The following is a 16,233-nucleotide window of genomic DNA, read 5'->3' on the forward strand; positions in this document are numbered from 1 at the left end:
AGTTAGAAAGGTGGTTATAACAAAGTAATAGACTAGGCTCAAAAAAAATTAATGAAAATTATAAGTTATGCAATAATTTAGTTTTCGTACGCAGAGCTTAATCAATCATCTTTATCCTTAGCTCTTCCTTTTCTCTAGCTATTTTCACGGTATTGCCGCTACTTACTTCACCTGCTAAAATCATTTTAGCTAAATTATTTTGTATTTCCCGCTGGATAAGGCGTTTTAAGGGTCTTGCTCCAAAGTTTGGGTCATAACCTTTTTCGGCCAAGTAATTTAAGGCAGATTCATCAAATTCAAGAGTAATATTTTGTTGTAGCAAAATTTTCTTTAAACTTTCTAGCTGAATTTTAACTATGTCGTGGATATTATCACGATTTAGGCGATGGAATAATATAATTTCGTCTAGCCTATTTAAAAACTCAGGCTTAAATACTGCTTTTACATATTCCATAACCTCATCTTTTACTTTATATGTATCTTCGTCCTCTTTCTGATTAACGAGTATCTCAGCACCTAAATTAGAAGTTAAAACTATAATAGTATTTTTAAAATCAACTGTGATACCCTGACTATCGGTTAATCTTCCCTCATCAAGTATTTGCAGCATAATATTAAATATGTCGGGATGGGCTTTTTCAACTTCGTCAAATAATATTACCTGATAAGGACGGCGTCTTACGCTTTCCGTTAACACTCCGCCTTGATCATATCCGATATAGCCGGGAGGGGCTCCTATTAAACGAGAAATAACATGCTTCTCCATATATTCCGACATATCTATACGAAGTATCGCATTACGGTCATCAAAAAGAAAACCGGCTAAGGCTTTGGCAAGCTCGGTTTTACCTACTCCTGTAGGTCCTAAGAATAAGAAGGAACCAAGCGGGCGGTTAATATCCTGAATACCTGCGCGTGATCTTCTAACTGCATCACTAACGCCTTTAATTGCTTCATCTTGTCCTATAACCGATTCACATAATTTCTGCTCCATTACAAGCAAACGCTCACGTTCACTTGATAGCATAGTATCAATCGGAATACCAGTAATACGAGAGATAATACTTGCTATATCACTTTCCGATACAATTTCTTTTAATAGCCCTTTATTATCCATACTTTCGGCTTCCTGAATCTTTTTCATAATCTCAGGTATAATTCCGTATTTTAGCTCACTAGCTTTAGCGAGATTAGCGTCACGCTCGGCACGCTCTAGATCGATTCTTGCTCGTTCTAACTCTTCTTTAAGTTTTTGAGCTTGCTGTAGTTTAGACTTTTCTGCTTGCCATTTAGCGTTCATATCATATGATTTAGATTCTAACTTTTCGAGTTCCTCAGTTAAATGGGTAATTTTCTTTTTAGAATGCTCGTCATTTTCTTTCTTTAAAGCTGCCAGTTCTATTTTTATCTGAATAATACGGCGATCTAGCTCGTCAAGCTCTTCCGGTTTACTTGACAACTCAATTTTCATACGGCTACAAGCTTCATCAATCAAATCAATAGCTTTATCAGGTAAATAACGATCAGTAATATAACGGTTTGATAGCGTCGCTGCTGCAACTATTGCACTATCGGAAATTCGCACGGCATGATGCAGCTCGTATTTTTCTTTAATTCCTCTAAGTATTGATATAGTATCTTCTACGCTTGGTTCACCTACATAAACAGGTTGGAAACGACGAGCGAGTGCTGCATCCTTCTCGATATATTTACGATATTCGTCTAAAGTAGTAGCTCCGATGCAATGTAGCTCACCACGAGCAAGCATCGGCTTTAGTAAATTTGAGGCATCCATAGCACCGTCGGTTTTCCCCGTACCGACCAATAAATGCAATTCATCAATAAATAAGATAATTTCACCGCTTGACTCCTTGATTTCACCAAGTACTGCTTTAAGACGCTCCTCAAATTCGCCTCGATATTTAGCTCCTGCTATTAATGCTCCCATATCAAGCTCAATAATACGGCAGTTCATAAGTGACTCAGGTACGTCCTTACTAAATATACGTTGTGCAAGCCCCTCTATTATAGCAGTTTTACCGACTCCTGGTTCACCGATCAACACAGGGTTGTTTTTCATGCGGCGTGATAACACCTGCACGGTTCTTCGTATTTCTTCATCGCGCCCGATTATCGGGTCAAGCTTACCGCTTTCGGCAAGCTCTGTTACGTCCCTGCCGTATTTCTTTAGAACATCGTAACTATTTTCTGCTGATTCGGTATCTGCTTTTTTGCCTTTACGGAACTGTAAAATAGCTACTGCTAATTTTTTACTATTAATTCCATGGTTCGTTAAAATTTTACCGGCTATAGTATTATCATAAGTTAATGCTTCAAATATACGCTCTATGGTTACAAAGCTATCCCCTCTGTCTTTAGCAATGCTACTAGCTTTTTCTAAAACTTTAAGAGCTTCAGCAGAAGAATAAATTTGCCCCCCACCCTCAACCTGAACTTTTGGAATTTTATTTAGTTCTAGCTGAACTTGATCTTTTAATAAGTTTATATTGCTACCGGTATTATTAATAAGGGTTTGAATTATACCTGTTTCTTCACTGAAAAGACTAGATAATAAATGCAAAGGTAATACTTGCTGATGATCGTTTTTAGCAGCAATCGATTGGCTACTAGCTATCACTGATTTAGCATGTGCAGTAAATTTATCAATATTCATATAAATAACATATTTTAATTAATAAAGTTAAATATTTTTAACTAGACTATTTTTATATAATAATTTTTAATTAAAATAACAAGAGATGAACAACTACATATAGAATTTTATAATGCTTTCATCATTAAAAAAACAATTTGATAACGATAAGGCGTTTTTATTAAATCGTACAAAAGAATTTTTAACTACATCCGGAGTAGGCGTTCCTTTAGAAACAAATAGAGCTAAAATTGAAGAAGCTGTTGAAAAAGGCAGCTTTACCGAGGCATTACAGGGTTTAGAAATTTTACGTCATGAGAGAACCGGTATAAAGCTTACTAAAATTGAAGAAAAAAATAGCGAAACTTCAATATTAAAACGTGACGGTCGCAACAACCCTAATGAAAAAATTGTTTTAGGCACTGAAGCTTTTGAAATGCAATATTTAAACGCTATCAGAGGAGCGATAGACATAGCAAAGACCGAAAATAAACCTGAGCTTGTGCTGAAATTAAATAAAGAAGCAGTAAAATTTATTAATAGTTTTAATGCTTTGAATATGGAAAAATCACAAGAAAATATCTCAAAAAATATGCAAACTGAGATTGACAATGTTGCTGAATTGCTAGGAACACATGGTATAAAAAATGCTCATAAAAAATTAAATGTTGCTAAAGATTTTCAAAATTTCAATGATGAGCATTGTGATATAGTAACTTTGTCAAAAGTCACCAATGATGAGGGAAAAGAGCATATTGTAGTCGAAGCGGAAGTAGCTTTTAAAGGCTTGACAGAAGAACAAAAGCAAGAATATCAAAATAGAGAAGGTAAAAACTGGTATAATGTAATGCCTGAATGGAAGAGGAAGCTTGTTGATCAGTACGCTGATGCAATTAAAAACGGTAAGCATGTTATCCCAACCCAGTTACGACAAATCGTTGGCATGAGAAATGCCTTTGAGAAAATTGGGGCAATAACCGATAAAGGCAGTAAAAATTTTGAAACATTGCTTACATCTAAACATGCAGGTACATTAGCCTCGGTTTCAAATGATATAGATTCTAGACAAAAAATTACCGACTTAAATGCACGCCAAGCCCAAGAATGGCTTGAAGACGGCGTTACTATTCATACCAATACATTAAACTCAGGTCCTATAGGAGCTAGCAATGATCCCACAATTGTTGATCAGACAAAAAAATCTATGGAAAATGTCGGTGGGAAAAATACTAATACTCCTCTTAATTTATTTAGGCTTATAGGAGTAACAAATAATTTTTCAGGAGTGAGTGACACTTTAAACAAAATAGCAGAAAATTTACCAACTGAAAAAGGAATTGATGAATTAAAAGCACATATTAAACCTAGAAGCAATTTTGAACGTTTTTTTAGGATAAATAAACCTAAAGGAAATGCAGTAGAAATAATTAACAATGCAAATTTAACGAATCAGGAAAAAGAATTATTAAAAAAATCTGTAACATTAAGAAAAAATATTGAGCAAGCAGATATTCCTTTTAGAGTATCTTTCGAGAAAAACTTCCTTTTATATCGTTTGATAAAGAAAATATTAATCTAAATATATCAGATGCCTTAAGTAATTTAACAGAAAAAATAAGACAAAATAAACAAGAAAATAAAACCACTAGTTTAATAAATTTACCTCAGGAAGAAATATTAACAATGTGTGCTAGCGATAAAGATAGAGAAGGACTTAATGAACATAATAAAATATCTCAAGCATTATCAAAATATACCGGTATAAAAATAACAGACATCGATATACAATTACTTAAAAACGGTCATATTGCTCAACAAGAAGGTAGTATTTATGCAGGCGGCGCAACTATCGGCTGTTATGGAACAAAAAGCGAAAATAAAGCGGGTATTCCAAAAAGTAGAAAAGAAACACTTGCTGGTATAATGGAGGTAACGGCTAAAACAAATAAAATTGAAGATAAAAAAAGATGGATAAAAGATAGATGCAGAATATGAAAAAAAATCATCCTAAAGAATCTATCGTAATACACAGTGATAAGAAAGTTGTTGAACCGTTAACTAAATCGGTGTCCAACTTAAACCAAGTATAACCCCACCGGTTAAATTTAATAAAAGTCAAAATATAGGTATGGAGAAATAATGTCAGAAATTGCAATTGTAACAGGCGGTACTAGAGGAATAGGTAAGGCTACCGCTTTAGAATTAAAAAATAAGGGTCTTACGGTAGTTGCTAATTTTTTCAGTAATTACGACGCTGCTAAAGAAATGGAAGAAAAATACGGTATCAAAACTAAATGCTGGAATGTTGCGGATTTTGAAGAATGCAGGCAAGCAGTAAAGGAAATTGAAGAGGAATTTAAAAAACCGGTAAGTATTCTTGTTAACAATGCAGGTATTACCAAAGATAAAATGCTACATAGAATGGGTCATCAAGATTGGAATGACGTCATTAACGTTAATCTCAATTCTTGCTTTAATATGTCTAGCAGCGTAATGGAGCAGATGCGAAACCAAGATTATGGTCGTATAGTAAATATCAGTTCAATTAATGCTCAAGCAGGGCAGGTTGGGCAAACTAATTACTCCGCCGCTAAAGCCGGAATCATCGGTTTTACTAAGGCTCTTGCTCGTGAAACTGCTTCTAAAAATATCACCGTTAACTGTATAGCTCCAGGGTATATTGCAACCGAAATGGTAGGAGTAGTACCCGAAGACGTACTTGCTAAAATCGTTAATAGTATCCCCAAAAAAAGACTAGGACAGCCTGAAGAAATAGCTAGAGCCGTGGCATTTTTAGTTGATGAAAATGCCGGCTTTATAACAGGCGAGACTATTTCCATTAATGGCGGCCATAACATGATTTAAACAAATATAACTAATAATAGATAGGATATGATAAAACAAATATTGAAAGATATTAAGACACTATGTAAAAGTTGTAATTATGAAGGAGCATTTAATAAATTAGCAGAAATTAAAAGATTAGTCGGATATATACAATACTATCACTATGGAAATGGTATAATCTATACTTCCCAAGCAAAAACTAATAATGATATAACAGAAAAGCAACAGCTTTACTTTAAGGCAGAAATTTCATTTCGTAAAACAGCTCAATACAAATCTGTCCCTAAAAATACTTATTTTTTATTAGACAAAATTCTTTGTAAAGTAGGTAAATTCAAGGAAGTTAAGATTGTACTCGGACAATATACACCTTCCCAAAAGAACCAGAAAGAATTTCAAGAAATTCTTAGTCAAATACCCCAAGAACCTAATAAAACTACTAATTCACCGCTGCTACCGAGAGAAAATGATTTATCTAAAAGTCAATTAATTTTGGTTAATAATAGCGATTATGTAACGAGACAAGAACATAATGAATTAAAAAGCTCTATGCTTGAACTTCGTCAAGATGTTACAGAAATAAAGCTAACTATTGCAGACATAAAAAAATGTTAGTAGACGCAAATATCCCGCTTACTATAACTATAAACAACCAAATTAACGGATTGAAAGACATTAATCCTAGATTAGAAGAATATTATAAATATTTTAATACGGCTTTACACAATGTATTTATTGCTGCTAGTGCCGTAAGCAGTGGCTTAGTAGTTCCTGATGCTGGGCATTTGGAACGAGTTGGACCTATGTATTGGGCAAAAATATTTTGTTATACTGCTGATGTAGGATCAGCTGGGTTTTTACATCCTATTTTCAATGCTATAATAGCAGTCCTTCATGATGCAGGTGATAATATGTTTAACTCTAAGGAAGAAGTAAAGTTAGTAGATGTACTTACTAAATTTTGTAAAATGTTTAATAAGCAAAAGGATATGACCGTACCTATAGGTCAAGAACTACAGAGATTAGCTTTATTTTTTGCTAATTTAAGGAGCGCAGAAATCACAAAAAATAATGAGACGGAGTTCAGCAATTTCTTTACGGATAAACTGCCGATGCAAAATAAATTTTTTCGTTATGATACCAATAATACCAAAGAAATGAATAGTAAACCTATGGAAAAAGTAGCACTCCAAGATGCTATTTCTTTGATTAGTTATATGCATAAGAATGCAGAGGATATATTAAAGAGTAAAGAACCGTTTTTAACACGAATTTTAACTACTGTAGAAAAGAAGTTTCACAAATCATGGGATGATATAAAGAAAACTACTCCCGGTAACGTAGAATATGATTTATGGCAAATAGAAAAGCAATTACCTGAATCTGAAATAATAACCGAGAAAGCAAAAACTGGACAGTTAACAAGTATAAATATACCTTACTTTTTATTTGATTTCTCAAAATCATATTTTCCGATGATTTCTTTATCGGGCATCAGAAGAGGAATTGAAGCTTTTTTTAATAAAGAATATTCTGAAGATAAACTTACGACAGAAGAGCAAGGCTGCTTCTTCTTATTCTTGGCATATAAAATATTTAGACACGGTAATGAGGCGTGCCTCAAATATTTTGGTGATAATGATAAATATAAGGAGCTGATAAAACAAGTTTTCAAGGATTATCCTCATTTATTTTTTAGAGAAGAGGCAATTAACATCTGTATTAAAAATGAAACTGATAGCAAAAAAGCATTAGATGCAATAAAGTTAGGGTCATCGGATAAATTTTTTGTAGATTGCTTTCAAAAAGTATTTCCTAATTTAAATTTTGTTAAAGTTATGGTAAAACTTGAACCTAAACCGTAATTTGAACAGGGACCTGTGTTTGAATTTGACGCAATAGAGGTATTATTTTTAGATATAGATGAAAATGGTGCTATAACGATAGTAGGTGATGTTAAACAATAAATTTATTTAAAAAATGACCAGCATATACTACATTCTTGACAATGTTCCTGCTATTTATAAGCAGGACATGGAAATAGAGTATGAGCATTTGGCTATGCAATTAATTAAGTCTGGTAAATTACGGATAGATACCGATGATTGCTGCAATTTTGCAAGATTTACCGAGCCTGCTCTTAATATAAGCTTAATGGTTAGTAAAGAAGAACTAACAAGCCCGCATTTAATCCCTGAAACTACCAAGCTTTTTCAAAATTTATATAGAAACTCTGCTTCAGATCAGAAAATAAAATCAATCTTTGATAACTTAAAAAAACAAATACAAAAGCTACAACCGGTTAAGAAAGAAGTAACTGAAATGCTGGCACGTCTTTTTGTTCAGTCGGCTCATCCGATTGTAATAAGGTGGCTTCTTCTTAATAAGACGGAAGTATTTCTTACCTATTCGCATAATATCGGCGATATGATGGATATGGTTAGCTGGCAACGAGTAGGCGGTAATAGCGGTATGCAAAGCACTAACGGCAAGGATGTAGCTATTTTTGTTTCATGCGGCGGCAATCCTTTTGCTGAAAACAATAAAGATTATCCTATGTACGGTAATGGCTGGCCTGCCGTTGCTAGGCTTCAGATTATCGCAGCCCAAGAGCTTGGGCATTTTGCCGATATAAAAAGAGATGATAAAGGCAGACAAATAACTCGCCATTCGGCTAATCTTTCCGGTACTAAAGCTACCGATAAAGTACGAATTGCTAGAAAAAATGATATAATACATTGTCATAATTTGCTTAGTAAACTCCTTAAAGCGGGTATGAAAAAGCAATTAGATTATGAAACGAAACTTAAATTTTATAATGCAAACAAGGTTAGTGGCTTAAAAGTTTATGCTATAAAATTCATGATTTTAATATATAAATTTCGGCTTTTAAATTATAGCAGTAGAAATAACCTAATATTTGTAAAAAAATTTAAAACCGATAAATATATGGCATTAATGATTGAGGCTATGTTTAAAGATATGCAAGCTAATTTATCGCCAAACGCTGAAGTGTATAAAAATAAAAACCCTGAAATTGAAGAAGCTGTAGCCTGTATTGAGGCACTCGCTAGAGTACCGCAACAAGCCGTAAAATGGGGGTATTTAACTACCAAAGAAACTATGCACGACCTTTATAAAATATATTATAACGAGGTTATACCTTCTTTAATTACTAGCTATAATGTTGTCACCGGTGAAAATTATAAACGTGATTTTAAAAAACCAAAAAACGGCTTCTTTTCTAAAACCAATATCTTCAGGAATAAGAAGCTAGTATTAAAACCAGTTAGAGAATTGTAAGTATACTGATGTGAAATGAAAAGTAGTATACGAAGGTCAACTTCAAAAAGAGCAAGGAATTCACAAAGCGAGGAGCGGCAGCAGTTACTTAATACGTGAGTACCGCAGCTCTTGTAGGATGACATAGCCAATTTTTGAAGTTGACCTAGTATATATTGCTTTTTTAAGAATTTAGTATTAAATTTAATATAAAATTATATATAAAAAATGATATGACAAGCTTATCTATTACTCTACCCGATAATATAGCTAAAGCTAGTAATGAAATTGCTAAAAAGCTAGGATTATCTAGAACAGCCTTTATTCGTCAAGCCATTGTACATGAACTCGATAATCTACAGTTTCAATTTGAACAAAACGATATTATAAAAAGCTTTAATGCAATGAAAAAATCTAAAAAATATCTAGAAGAAATGACAGAAATCACTGAAAACTTAAATTCAGAATTACTAAAAGAAAAGGGGAAATGGTGGAGCAAAAAGAAATATTAACACGGGGCGGTATTTATTTGGCTAGGCTTGATCCTGCTAAAATAAATGAAGTTGGAAAAATACGTCCCGTAATAATATTAGATTCACAAACAATATTAGATTCTATTCCTCCTATAATTTGTAATAGTTGAGATTTAATCTTACATTTAGTAAAATTAAGATAATATTAAATGGAGGATTAGAGATGAATCTAAATCAAAAAATAATAAAGCCAAAAATAGGATTACTAGAATTAGCTAGGAGTCTTGGTAGTATATCGTCAGCATATAAAGCTATGGGTTACAGTAGAGACAGTTATTATAGGTTTAAAGAGTTATATGAAACAGGAGGAGAAGAAGCATTATATGAGATTAGTCGGAAGAAGCCAATTATAGCGAATAGAGTTGATCCTGCCGTAGAGAGAGCAGTATTAGATATGGCAATAGAATACCCTGCTTATGGTCAGCTGCGAGTATCAAATGAGCTTAAAAAGACTGGTATTCTTGTATCACCTGGAGGAGTTAGATCTATTTGGCTACGTAATGATTTAAATAATATCAATAAAAGACTTAAAGCATTAGAAGCCAAAATGGCTCAGGATGGTATTGTTCTTACCGAAGCTCAGTTACAAGTATTAGAGAAACGGCGTAGCGAGAAAGAAGCTCATGGTGAGATTGATACACAGCATCCAGGTTATCTAGGATGCCAAGACACATATTATGTAGGTAATTTTAAAGGCATAGGCAAGGTATATTCTCAAGTGTTTATTGATAGTTACACTCGGGTTGCAGAGGCTAAACTATATACTGATAAAACAGCACTTACCGCTGCTGACATGCTTAATGATAGAGTGTTACCATGGTATGAGAGTCAGCAAATACCAGTACTTCGTATTTTAACTGATAGAGGTGGTGAGTATAAAGGTAATATAGAACATCATGCTTTTGAATTGTTCTTAAGCATTGAGGGTATTGAGCATACTACTACTAAAGCATATTCTCCTCAAACAAATGGTATGTGTGAACGTTTTAATAAAACTATGAAACAAGAATTCTTTGATACTGCTATGCGTAAAAAGATCTATACTGATCTTGATGATCTACAACTAGATCTTGATATTTGGCTAGAATATTATAATAATGAAAGACCGCATTCCGGTAAATATTGCTATGGAAAAACACCTATGCAGACTTTTATGGATAGTAAAAAGTTAGCTGTTGAAAAGAATAACGAAATCTTATATCTTGAATACTCATCTGACAGTCATAACTTATCAGACATTCAGATATAATTTTTATAATGTCTGTAAGATTAAATCTTGACTTCTACACAATAGTTAAATTGATATACCGCCACTTTTTTTAAAGCCGGCATGAGCTTTTTCAAGTTTTTTAATAAGTCTGGGTGAATATGATTTAATGTCTTTTTCCTTGCCGCCTTCGTATTTTTTAGCGAGTTTCATTCCCACTCTGATCATATTATAGGCGAAGTTCATTAGCTTTGTTTCTCCTGCTATTCTTTTTGGATTCATAAACATATAAACTTGATAAACGGCAAAGCTCTTTATTAAACGCTTTAAGTCCATTCTAGCTTGTTTGGTCATACTTTGTAATTTATCTTTTGGGTTTGCAAGGTTTTTATTAGCATCTCTAACGATTTTAGAACGTTGATGCATTAAATAATTACTGACTTCGGCAACGTTCTTGTTAATGAGCTTCTCATCCATTTTAAGCTTTAAGTTTTTAGTTTTACCTAAATACCTACGGATTAATAAGATAATTCGGCTTTGCAGTTGAGTTAAATCCATAGTTTGTTCGTTTAAGATAGCAAGTATTCGCTCTATCTCATACTCAAACTCTTCATTTTGGCTTAATTCTTCAAAAATTTCCTCCACCTCTTTACTCTCAAGTACAAGATCGTCACTAATACCCATTAATGCATCTTTTATTTGATCAGCGATTTTTTTGGTATCTTCGGAAAATTGATTATTTGTCATAATCTAATTCATCGTTAAATATAGCTATTTTTATACTAGCACTACATTTCTACTTGTCTATAAAAATTGTATTAAGAGATATTAAATTTTTCGGTCATGCCTCCATATTGCAGTTACGCCTATTAAAAAGCTATACGCTCAATAAGAGTACCAATAACCTTATCATGAATATCCAATGACTTGGAAAAGCAGATTGTCTTACATGCAAGCCTCTTGCATCTCGTTCTAAGGTTCAAGTTACTTCGTTCTATCCGTTGAGTGTATTTTTTTGTAGAAGTCAAGATTTAATCTTACAGACATTATAAAAATTATATCTGAATGTCTGATAAGTTATGACTGTCAGATGAGTATTCAAGATATAAGATTTCGTTATTCTTTTCAACAGCTAACTTTTTACTATCCATAAAAGTCTGCATAGGTGTTTTTCCATAGCAATATTTACCGGAATGCGGTCTTTCATTATTATAATATTCTAGCCAAATATCAAGATCTAGTTGTAGATCATCAAGATCAGTATAGATCTTTTTACGCATAGCAGTATCAAAGAATTCTTGTTTCATAGTTTTATTAAAACGTTCACACATACCATTTGTTTGAGGAGAATATGCTTTAGTAGTAGTATGCTCAATACCCTCAATGCTTAAGAACAATTCAAAAGCATGATGTTCTATATTACCTTTATACTCACCACCTCTATCAGTTAAAATACGAAGTACTGGTATTTGCTGACTCTCATACCATGGTAACACTCTATCATTAAGCATGTCAGCAGCGGTAAGTGCTGTTTTATCAGTATATAGTTTAGCCTCTGCAACCCGAGTGTAACTATCAATAAACACTTGAGAATATACCTTGCCTATGCCTTTAAAATTACCTACATAATATGTGTCTTGGCATCCTAGATAACCTGGATGCTGTGTATCAATCTCACCATGAGCTTCTTTCTCGCTACGCCGTTTCTCTAATACTTGTAACTGAGCTTCGGTAAGAACAATACCATCCTGAGCCATTTTGGCTTCTAATGCTTTAAGTCTTTTATTGATATTATTTAAATCATTACGTAGCCAAATAGATCTAACTCCTCCAGGTGATACAAGAATACCAGTCTTTTTAAGCTCATTTGATACTCGCAGCTGACCATAAGCGGGGTATTCTATTGCCATATCTAATACTGCTCTCTCTACGGCAGGATCAACTCTATTCGCTATAATTGGCTTCTTCCGACTAATCTCATATAATGCTTCTTCTCCTCCTGTTTCATATAACTCTTTAAACCTATAATAACTGTCTCTACTGTAACCCATAGCTTTATATGCTGACGATATACTACCAAGACTCCTAGCTAATTCTAGTAATCCTATTTTTGGCTTTATTATTTTTTGATTTAGATTCATCTCTAATCCTCCATTTAATATTATCTTAATTTTACTAAATGTAAGATTAAATCTCAACTATTACAGATAATATGCTTTTTAGGGTCTAATAACCTAGCATAACTCCCCCATCCATCTGTATAGTAAAAAGTCACCTTGAAATTCTCTAGTTTTTTCAGTAATGATTCTAATGTGCTATCACATCTTGTACCAAACGTATAAGCAACTACTTTTAACGAAATCTTATCCAAGGCATACCAAAGCCATCGTTGTCTGGATTTATTCTGTACATAAGACCATTGTTCATCTATCTCAGGAGCAATAATTACTTCTGTTGTACTGATAGAATGATTTATTGTTTTTTAATACTAGATTTTTTTAAAACACGGATAACTGTATTGATACCCACTTTTAATACTCTTACTGTATCTCTAACTCCAGAGCCGTTGATTGACATTTCTACTATTTGCTCCTTAACTCCAGGCTTAGATGCATTATTAATATACTCCAATTGAAAATATCGATTACACCGCTTGCATTGATATCTCTGTTGTTTTGAAATTGAATATCCTGACTTTATTACTTCTTCTGTGTTGTTACAATATCTACACTTAACATCTATTTTTGCCATAACTCCTTAACTATAATTCTCTCTTATTACTGTTTGAGGATTATAGACTATTTACTCTAAACTGCAATACGGAGGCACGACCTACTCCTGATTCTTTTTCTGATGGGGGATTAAATTTTCATAAAGAAGATACCGTTAGAAATTTTGTACGCTTGATAAATGAAGGGGCTACAATAATTGAGCTTGGATCACAATCAACACGTCCTCCCGCTTTAATTATTAATGAAGATGAAGGATATGCAAGGCTTGAGAATGTTCTTGAAGAGCTTAGGGAAGTTATAAAAGAAAAAGAAATTATAGTCAGTATTGATGGCTTTACTCCTGAAGTAATTAAAATTGTTTTAAAAAAAATACCCTATTTCCTGTATAAACTTGGTTAAAAATAATCTAGATAATTATACATTACGATTAATTGCCGATTATAATTGTAAAATTATTACTATGCACTCATTAACCGTTCCACCGCAAAAACAAAAATGTCTTGATTTCGATAACTCTCCGCTTGCTAGTTTAAATATATGGACAGAGCAAGAAATAACAAGATTAGAAAAATGTGGATTTGATAGAAAAAATATCATTCTTGATCCTGGAATTGGTTTTGGAAAATCCATTTACCAAAATTTATATATTACAACATATTAAAAAATTTAAAAATCCAGGATGTGAGATATTGGTAGGACACTCATGAAAATCTTATATTTCTGCTTTTTATAATTCCAAAGCATCGGAAAGAGATTTGGAAACAATAGCAATATCAAAATATTTAACAGAGCATGGAGCTGATTATTTACGAGTGCATAATGTTATAGAGCATCAAAGATTTTTTGTAACAGACCATATGACTAGGCGCTGTTAACAAAGTTATTTTAATTGATAATTAAAGGGATTTTTTAGCAAAAATTAATAAGATTTTTGCTGGAATAGCTAGTCCTGTTTCAAAAAAATCTTATAATTTGCAGTAAAAAAGAATTTAATTAGCTTTAAAATAACTTTGTTAACAGCGCCTAAACATTTATCTCATGAAAAATAGAAAAATCATCGGTCTAATGGCATGTGACCCACAAGGGGTGATAGGTAATAAAGGTCAGATGCCCTGGTCTTATACTAAGGAGTTTGAATATTTTTATCAGACGATAAAAAATAATATTATAGTCATGGGACGAAAAACCTTTGACTCTATACCTGTAAAGATTTTAAAAAATTGTATTTGTATTGTTTTTTCAAGAAATACACCATTACAATCTTATAATAATATATTTTTTATTAAATCTTTAGATGATTTTTGGCGAGTAATAAAACCTTTTACTTATAAGAAAATTTTTATGGTAGGAGGGGCAGAAATAGCGACTCTTTTCCTAGAGCAAAATCTTATTGATGAATTTTTACTTACAAAAATAAATAAAAATTATGATGGAGATGTTTTTTTCCTATTGATTTTCTAGCAGGATGGCATTCGGTAATAATAGACAAGACAAATGATTATCAAGTTTACAAATTCATTAAATAAAGAGGTAAGATGAAATTTTTAGAACAGCTTAATATAGATCTTGAACAATATAACCTTTTAAATCATCCATTTTATCAATTATGGAATATGGGGAAACTTACTCATTCTACTTTACAAATTTACGCAAAAGAATATTATCGTCACGTTACAGCTTTCCCACGTTATATAAGTGCAATACATTCCAAATGTAGTGATATAAAAGCTAGGCAAATATTACTTGGTAATCTTATAGAAGAAGAGCAGGGTGAAGAAAATCACCCAGAACTATGGAAACGTTTTGCTGAGGGCTTGGATGTTTAAATTGTAATAGTTGAGATTTAATCTTACATTTAGTAAAATTAAGATAATATTAAATGGAGGATTAGAGATGAATCTAAATCAAAAAATAATAAAGCCAAAAATAGGATTACTAGAATTAGCTAGGAGTCTTGGTAGTATATCGTCAGCATATAAAGCTATGGGTTACAGTAGAGACAGTTATTATAGGTTTAAAGAGTTATATGAAACAGGAGGAGAAGAAGCATTATATGAGATTAGTCGGAAGAAGCCAATTATAGCGAATAGAGTTGATCCTGCCGTAGAGAGAGCAGTATTAGATATGGCAATAGAATACCCTGCTTATGGTCAGCTGCGAGTATCAAATGAGCTTAAAAAGACTGGTATTCTTGTATCACCTGGAGGAGTTAGATCTATTTGGCTACGTAATGATTTAAATAATATCAATAAAAGACTTAAAGCATTAGAAGCCAAAATGGCTCAGGATGGTATTGTTCTTACCGAAGCTCAGTTACAAGTATTAGAGAAACGGCGTAGCGAGAAAGAAGCTCATGGTGAGATTGATACACAGCATCCAGGTTATCTAGGATGCCAAGACACATATTATGTAGGTAATTTTAAAGGCATAGGCAAGGTATATTCTCAAGTGTTTATTGATAGTTACACTCGGGTTGCAGAGGCTAAACTATATACTGATAAAACAGCACTTACCGCTGCTGACATGCTTAATGATAGAGTGTTACCATGGTATGAGAGTCAGCAAATACCAGTACTTCGTATTTTAACTGATAGAGGTGGTGAGTATAAAGGTAATATAGAACATCATGCTTTTGAATTGTTCTTAAGCATTGAGGGTATTGAGCATACTACTACTAAAGCATATTCTCCTCAAACAAATGGTATGTGTGAACGTTTTAATAAAACTATGAAACAAGAATTCTTTGATACTGCTATGCGTAAAAAGATCTATACTGATCTTGATGATCTACAACTAGATCTTGATATTTGGCTAGAATATTATAATAATGAAAGACCGCATTCCGGTAAATATTGCTATGGAAAAACACCTATGCAGACTTTTATGGATAGTAAAAAGTTAGCTGTTGAAAAGAATAACGAAATCTTATATCTTGAATACTCATCTGACAGTCATAACTTATCAGACATTCAGATATAA

Annotated in this window: 17 protein-coding genes and 3 pseudogenes; 14 read left to right on the forward strand and 6 right to left on the reverse strand. The window is 32.8% G+C overall.

Translation table 11 applies throughout. From position 1 onward, the window contains the following. Positions 1 to 97: 97 nt before the first annotated feature. Positions 98 to 2,674, reverse strand: coding sequence for an ATP-dependent chaperone ClpB (clpB, locus tag AC0ODJ_RS00990; RefSeq protein ID WP_218460252.1), 2,577 nt, complete (start codon positions 2,672 to 2,674; stop codon positions 98 to 100). 112 nt (positions 2,675 to 2,786) lie between these two features. Here clpB and AC0ODJ_RS00995 point away from each other — a divergent pair, with 112 nt between their 5' ends. From AC0ODJ_RS00995 to AC0ODJ_RS01035, 9 genes are all read left to right on the forward strand, one after another. Next, positions 2,787 to 4,232 (forward strand): hypothetical protein, encoded by a 1,446-nt coding sequence (locus AC0ODJ_RS00995; RefSeq protein WP_256621204.1) that lies wholly within the window; start codon positions 2,787 to 2,789, stop codon positions 4,230 to 4,232. Between the two features lie 104 nt (positions 4,233 to 4,336). Then, positions 4,337 to 4,648 (forward strand): hypothetical protein, encoded by a 312-nt coding sequence (locus AC0ODJ_RS01000; RefSeq protein ID WP_474464634.1) that lies wholly within the window; start codon positions 4,337 to 4,339, stop codon positions 4,646 to 4,648. 144 nt (positions 4,649 to 4,792) lie between these two features. Next, positions 4,793 to 5,518, forward strand: coding sequence for an SDR family oxidoreductase (locus AC0ODJ_RS01005; protein ID WP_218460253.1), 726 nt, complete (start codon positions 4,793 to 4,795; stop codon positions 5,516 to 5,518). A 27-nt stretch (positions 5,519 to 5,545) separates the two neighbouring features. Further along, the gene (locus AC0ODJ_RS01010) at positions 5,546 to 6,115 is read left to right on the forward strand and encodes a hypothetical protein (RefSeq protein ID WP_218460254.1); all 570 of its coding nucleotides are present in this window, start codon (positions 5,546 to 5,548) and stop codon (positions 6,113 to 6,115) included. Then, positions 6,109 to 7,365 carry a hypothetical protein gene (locus AC0ODJ_RS01015; RefSeq protein ID WP_474464637.1) on the forward strand — a complete coding sequence of 419 codons (1,257 nt, stop codon included), beginning with the start codon at positions 6,109 to 6,111 and terminating at the stop codon, positions 7,363 to 7,365. The genes AC0ODJ_RS01010 and AC0ODJ_RS01015 overlap by 7 nt, the downstream gene beginning before the upstream one ends. Before the next feature lie 115 nt (positions 7,366 to 7,480). Next, positions 7,481 to 8,803 (forward strand): DUF2748 family protein, encoded by a 1,323-nt coding sequence (locus AC0ODJ_RS01020; RefSeq protein WP_218460255.1) that lies wholly within the window; start codon positions 7,481 to 7,483, stop codon positions 8,801 to 8,803. 212 nt (positions 8,804 to 9,015) lie between these two features. Further along, entirely contained in the window at positions 9,016 to 9,294 is a 279-nt protein-coding gene (locus AC0ODJ_RS01025; RefSeq protein ID WP_218460256.1) for a ribbon-helix-helix protein, CopG family, read from the forward strand. Further along, the gene (locus AC0ODJ_RS01030; protein ID WP_474464638.1) at positions 9,270 to 9,425 is read left to right on the forward strand and encodes a hypothetical protein; all 156 of its coding nucleotides are present in this window, start codon (positions 9,270 to 9,272) and stop codon (positions 9,423 to 9,425) included. The genes AC0ODJ_RS01025 and AC0ODJ_RS01030 overlap by 25 nt, the downstream gene beginning before the upstream one ends. 53 nt (positions 9,426 to 9,478) lie before the next feature. Next, positions 9,479 to 10,564 carry an IS481 family transposase gene (locus AC0ODJ_RS01035; protein WP_121834048.1) on the forward strand — a complete coding sequence of 362 codons (1,086 nt, stop codon included), beginning with the start codon at positions 9,479 to 9,481 and terminating at the stop codon, positions 10,562 to 10,564. Positions 10,565 to 10,609: 45 nt separating this feature from the next. Here AC0ODJ_RS01035 and AC0ODJ_RS01040 read toward each other — a convergent pair whose 3' ends face one another. The 5 genes and pseudogenes from AC0ODJ_RS01040 to AC0ODJ_RS01060 all read right to left on the reverse strand — a co-directional run bounded on the left by AC0ODJ_RS01040 (position 10,610) and on the right by AC0ODJ_RS01060 (position 13,273). Beyond that, positions 10,610 to 11,269: a DUF5394 family protein gene (locus AC0ODJ_RS01040; protein WP_218460662.1), complete on the reverse strand. Its 660-nt coding sequence runs from the start codon at positions 11,267 to 11,269 to the stop codon at positions 10,610 to 10,612. A 122-nt stretch (positions 11,270 to 11,391) separates the two neighbouring features. Then, positions 11,392 to 11,538: pseudogene (locus tag AC0ODJ_RS01045) on the reverse strand (IS1 family transposase); the annotation flags it as partial. A gap of 39 nt (positions 11,539 to 11,577) precedes the next feature. After that, positions 11,578 to 12,663, reverse strand: a complete 1,086-nt coding sequence (locus tag AC0ODJ_RS01050; protein ID WP_121834048.1) for an IS481 family transposase — start codon at positions 12,661 to 12,663, stop codon at positions 11,578 to 11,580. Between the two features lie 53 nt (positions 12,664 to 12,716). Next, positions 12,717 to 12,998, reverse strand: coding sequence for an IS1 family transposase (locus AC0ODJ_RS01055; protein WP_474465623.1), 282 nt, complete (start codon positions 12,996 to 12,998; stop codon positions 12,717 to 12,719). Continuing rightward, positions 12,995 to 13,273 carry an IS1-like element transposase gene (locus tag AC0ODJ_RS01060; RefSeq protein WP_474464641.1) on the reverse strand — a complete coding sequence of 93 codons (279 nt, stop codon included), beginning with the start codon at positions 13,271 to 13,273 and terminating at the stop codon, positions 12,995 to 12,997. Before AC0ODJ_RS01060 ends, AC0ODJ_RS01055 begins: the two co-directional genes overlap by 4 nt. A 29-nt stretch (positions 13,274 to 13,302) precedes the next feature. Between AC0ODJ_RS01060 and AC0ODJ_RS01065 the strand changes: the two genes are divergently transcribed. The 5 genes and pseudogenes from AC0ODJ_RS01065 (at position 13,303) to AC0ODJ_RS01085 (ending at position 16,233) form a co-directional block, all read left to right on the forward strand. Beyond that, complete coding sequence (locus tag AC0ODJ_RS01065; RefSeq protein WP_474465625.1) at positions 13,303 to 13,653, forward strand: dihydropteroate synthase; 351 nt, start codon at positions 13,303 to 13,305, stop codon at positions 13,651 to 13,653. Beyond that, a complete protein-coding gene (locus AC0ODJ_RS01070; RefSeq protein ID WP_218459811.1) occupies positions 13,646 to 13,915 on the forward strand; it encodes a dihydropteroate synthase in 270 nt (89 codons plus the stop codon). The genes AC0ODJ_RS01065 and AC0ODJ_RS01070 overlap by 8 nt, the downstream gene beginning before the upstream one ends. A gap of 377 nt (positions 13,916 to 14,292) precedes the next feature. After that, positions 14,293 to 14,780, forward strand: a pseudogene (locus tag AC0ODJ_RS01075) (dihydrofolate reductase). A 9-nt stretch (positions 14,781 to 14,789) separates the two neighbouring features. Continuing rightward, positions 14,790 to 15,077, forward strand: a pseudogene (locus AC0ODJ_RS01080) (thiaminase II/PqqC family protein); the annotation flags it as partial. 70 nt (positions 15,078 to 15,147) lie between these two features. Beyond that, the gene (locus AC0ODJ_RS01085; RefSeq protein ID WP_121834048.1) at positions 15,148 to 16,233 is read left to right on the forward strand and encodes an IS481 family transposase; all 1,086 of its coding nucleotides are present in this window, start codon (positions 15,148 to 15,150) and stop codon (positions 16,231 to 16,233) included.

This window comes from Rickettsia senegalensis (assembly GCF_056135685.1).

What these genes read in the sequence shown, in the direction of transcription:
- clpB (WP_218460252.1), bottom strand. Translation starts at nt 2,674, where the DNA reads ATGAATATTGATAAATTTACTGCACATGCTAAATCAGTGATAGCTAGT.
- AC0ODJ_RS00995 (WP_256621204.1), top strand. Translation starts at nt 2,787, where the DNA reads ATGCTTTCATCATTAAAAAAACAATTTGATAACGATAAGGCGTTTTTA.
- AC0ODJ_RS01000 (WP_474464634.1), top strand. Translation starts at nt 4,337, where the DNA reads ATGTGTGCTAGCGATAAAGATAGAGAAGGACTTAATGAACATAATAAA.
- AC0ODJ_RS01005 (WP_218460253.1), top strand. Translation starts at nt 4,793, where the DNA reads ATGTCAGAAATTGCAATTGTAACAGGCGGTACTAGAGGAATAGGTAAG.
- AC0ODJ_RS01010 (WP_218460254.1), top strand. Translation starts at nt 5,546, where the DNA reads ATGATAAAACAAATATTGAAAGATATTAAGACACTATGTAAAAGTTGT.
- AC0ODJ_RS01015 (WP_474464637.1), top strand. Translation starts at nt 6,109, where the DNA reads ATGTTAGTAGACGCAAATATCCCGCTTACTATAACTATAAACAACCAA.
- AC0ODJ_RS01020 (WP_218460255.1), top strand. Translation starts at nt 7,481, where the DNA reads ATGACCAGCATATACTACATTCTTGACAATGTTCCTGCTATTTATAAG.
- AC0ODJ_RS01025 (WP_218460256.1), top strand. Translation starts at nt 9,016, where the DNA reads ATGACAAGCTTATCTATTACTCTACCCGATAATATAGCTAAAGCTAGT.
- AC0ODJ_RS01030 (WP_474464638.1), top strand. Translation starts at nt 9,270, where the DNA reads ATGGTGGAGCAAAAAGAAATATTAACACGGGGCGGTATTTATTTGGCT.
- AC0ODJ_RS01035 (WP_121834048.1), top strand. Translation starts at nt 9,479, where the DNA reads ATGAATCTAAATCAAAAAATAATAAAGCCAAAAATAGGATTACTAGAA.
- AC0ODJ_RS01040 (WP_218460662.1), bottom strand. Translation starts at nt 11,269, where the DNA reads ATGACAAATAATCAATTTTCCGAAGATACCAAAAAAATCGCTGATCAA.
- AC0ODJ_RS01050 (WP_121834048.1), bottom strand. Translation starts at nt 12,663, where the DNA reads ATGAATCTAAATCAAAAAATAATAAAGCCAAAAATAGGATTACTAGAA.
- AC0ODJ_RS01060 (WP_474464641.1), bottom strand. Translation starts at nt 13,273, where the DNA reads ATGGCAAAAATAGATGTTAAGTGTAGATATTGTAACAACACAGAAGAA.
- AC0ODJ_RS01085 (WP_121834048.1), top strand. Translation starts at nt 15,148, where the DNA reads ATGAATCTAAATCAAAAAATAATAAAGCCAAAAATAGGATTACTAGAA.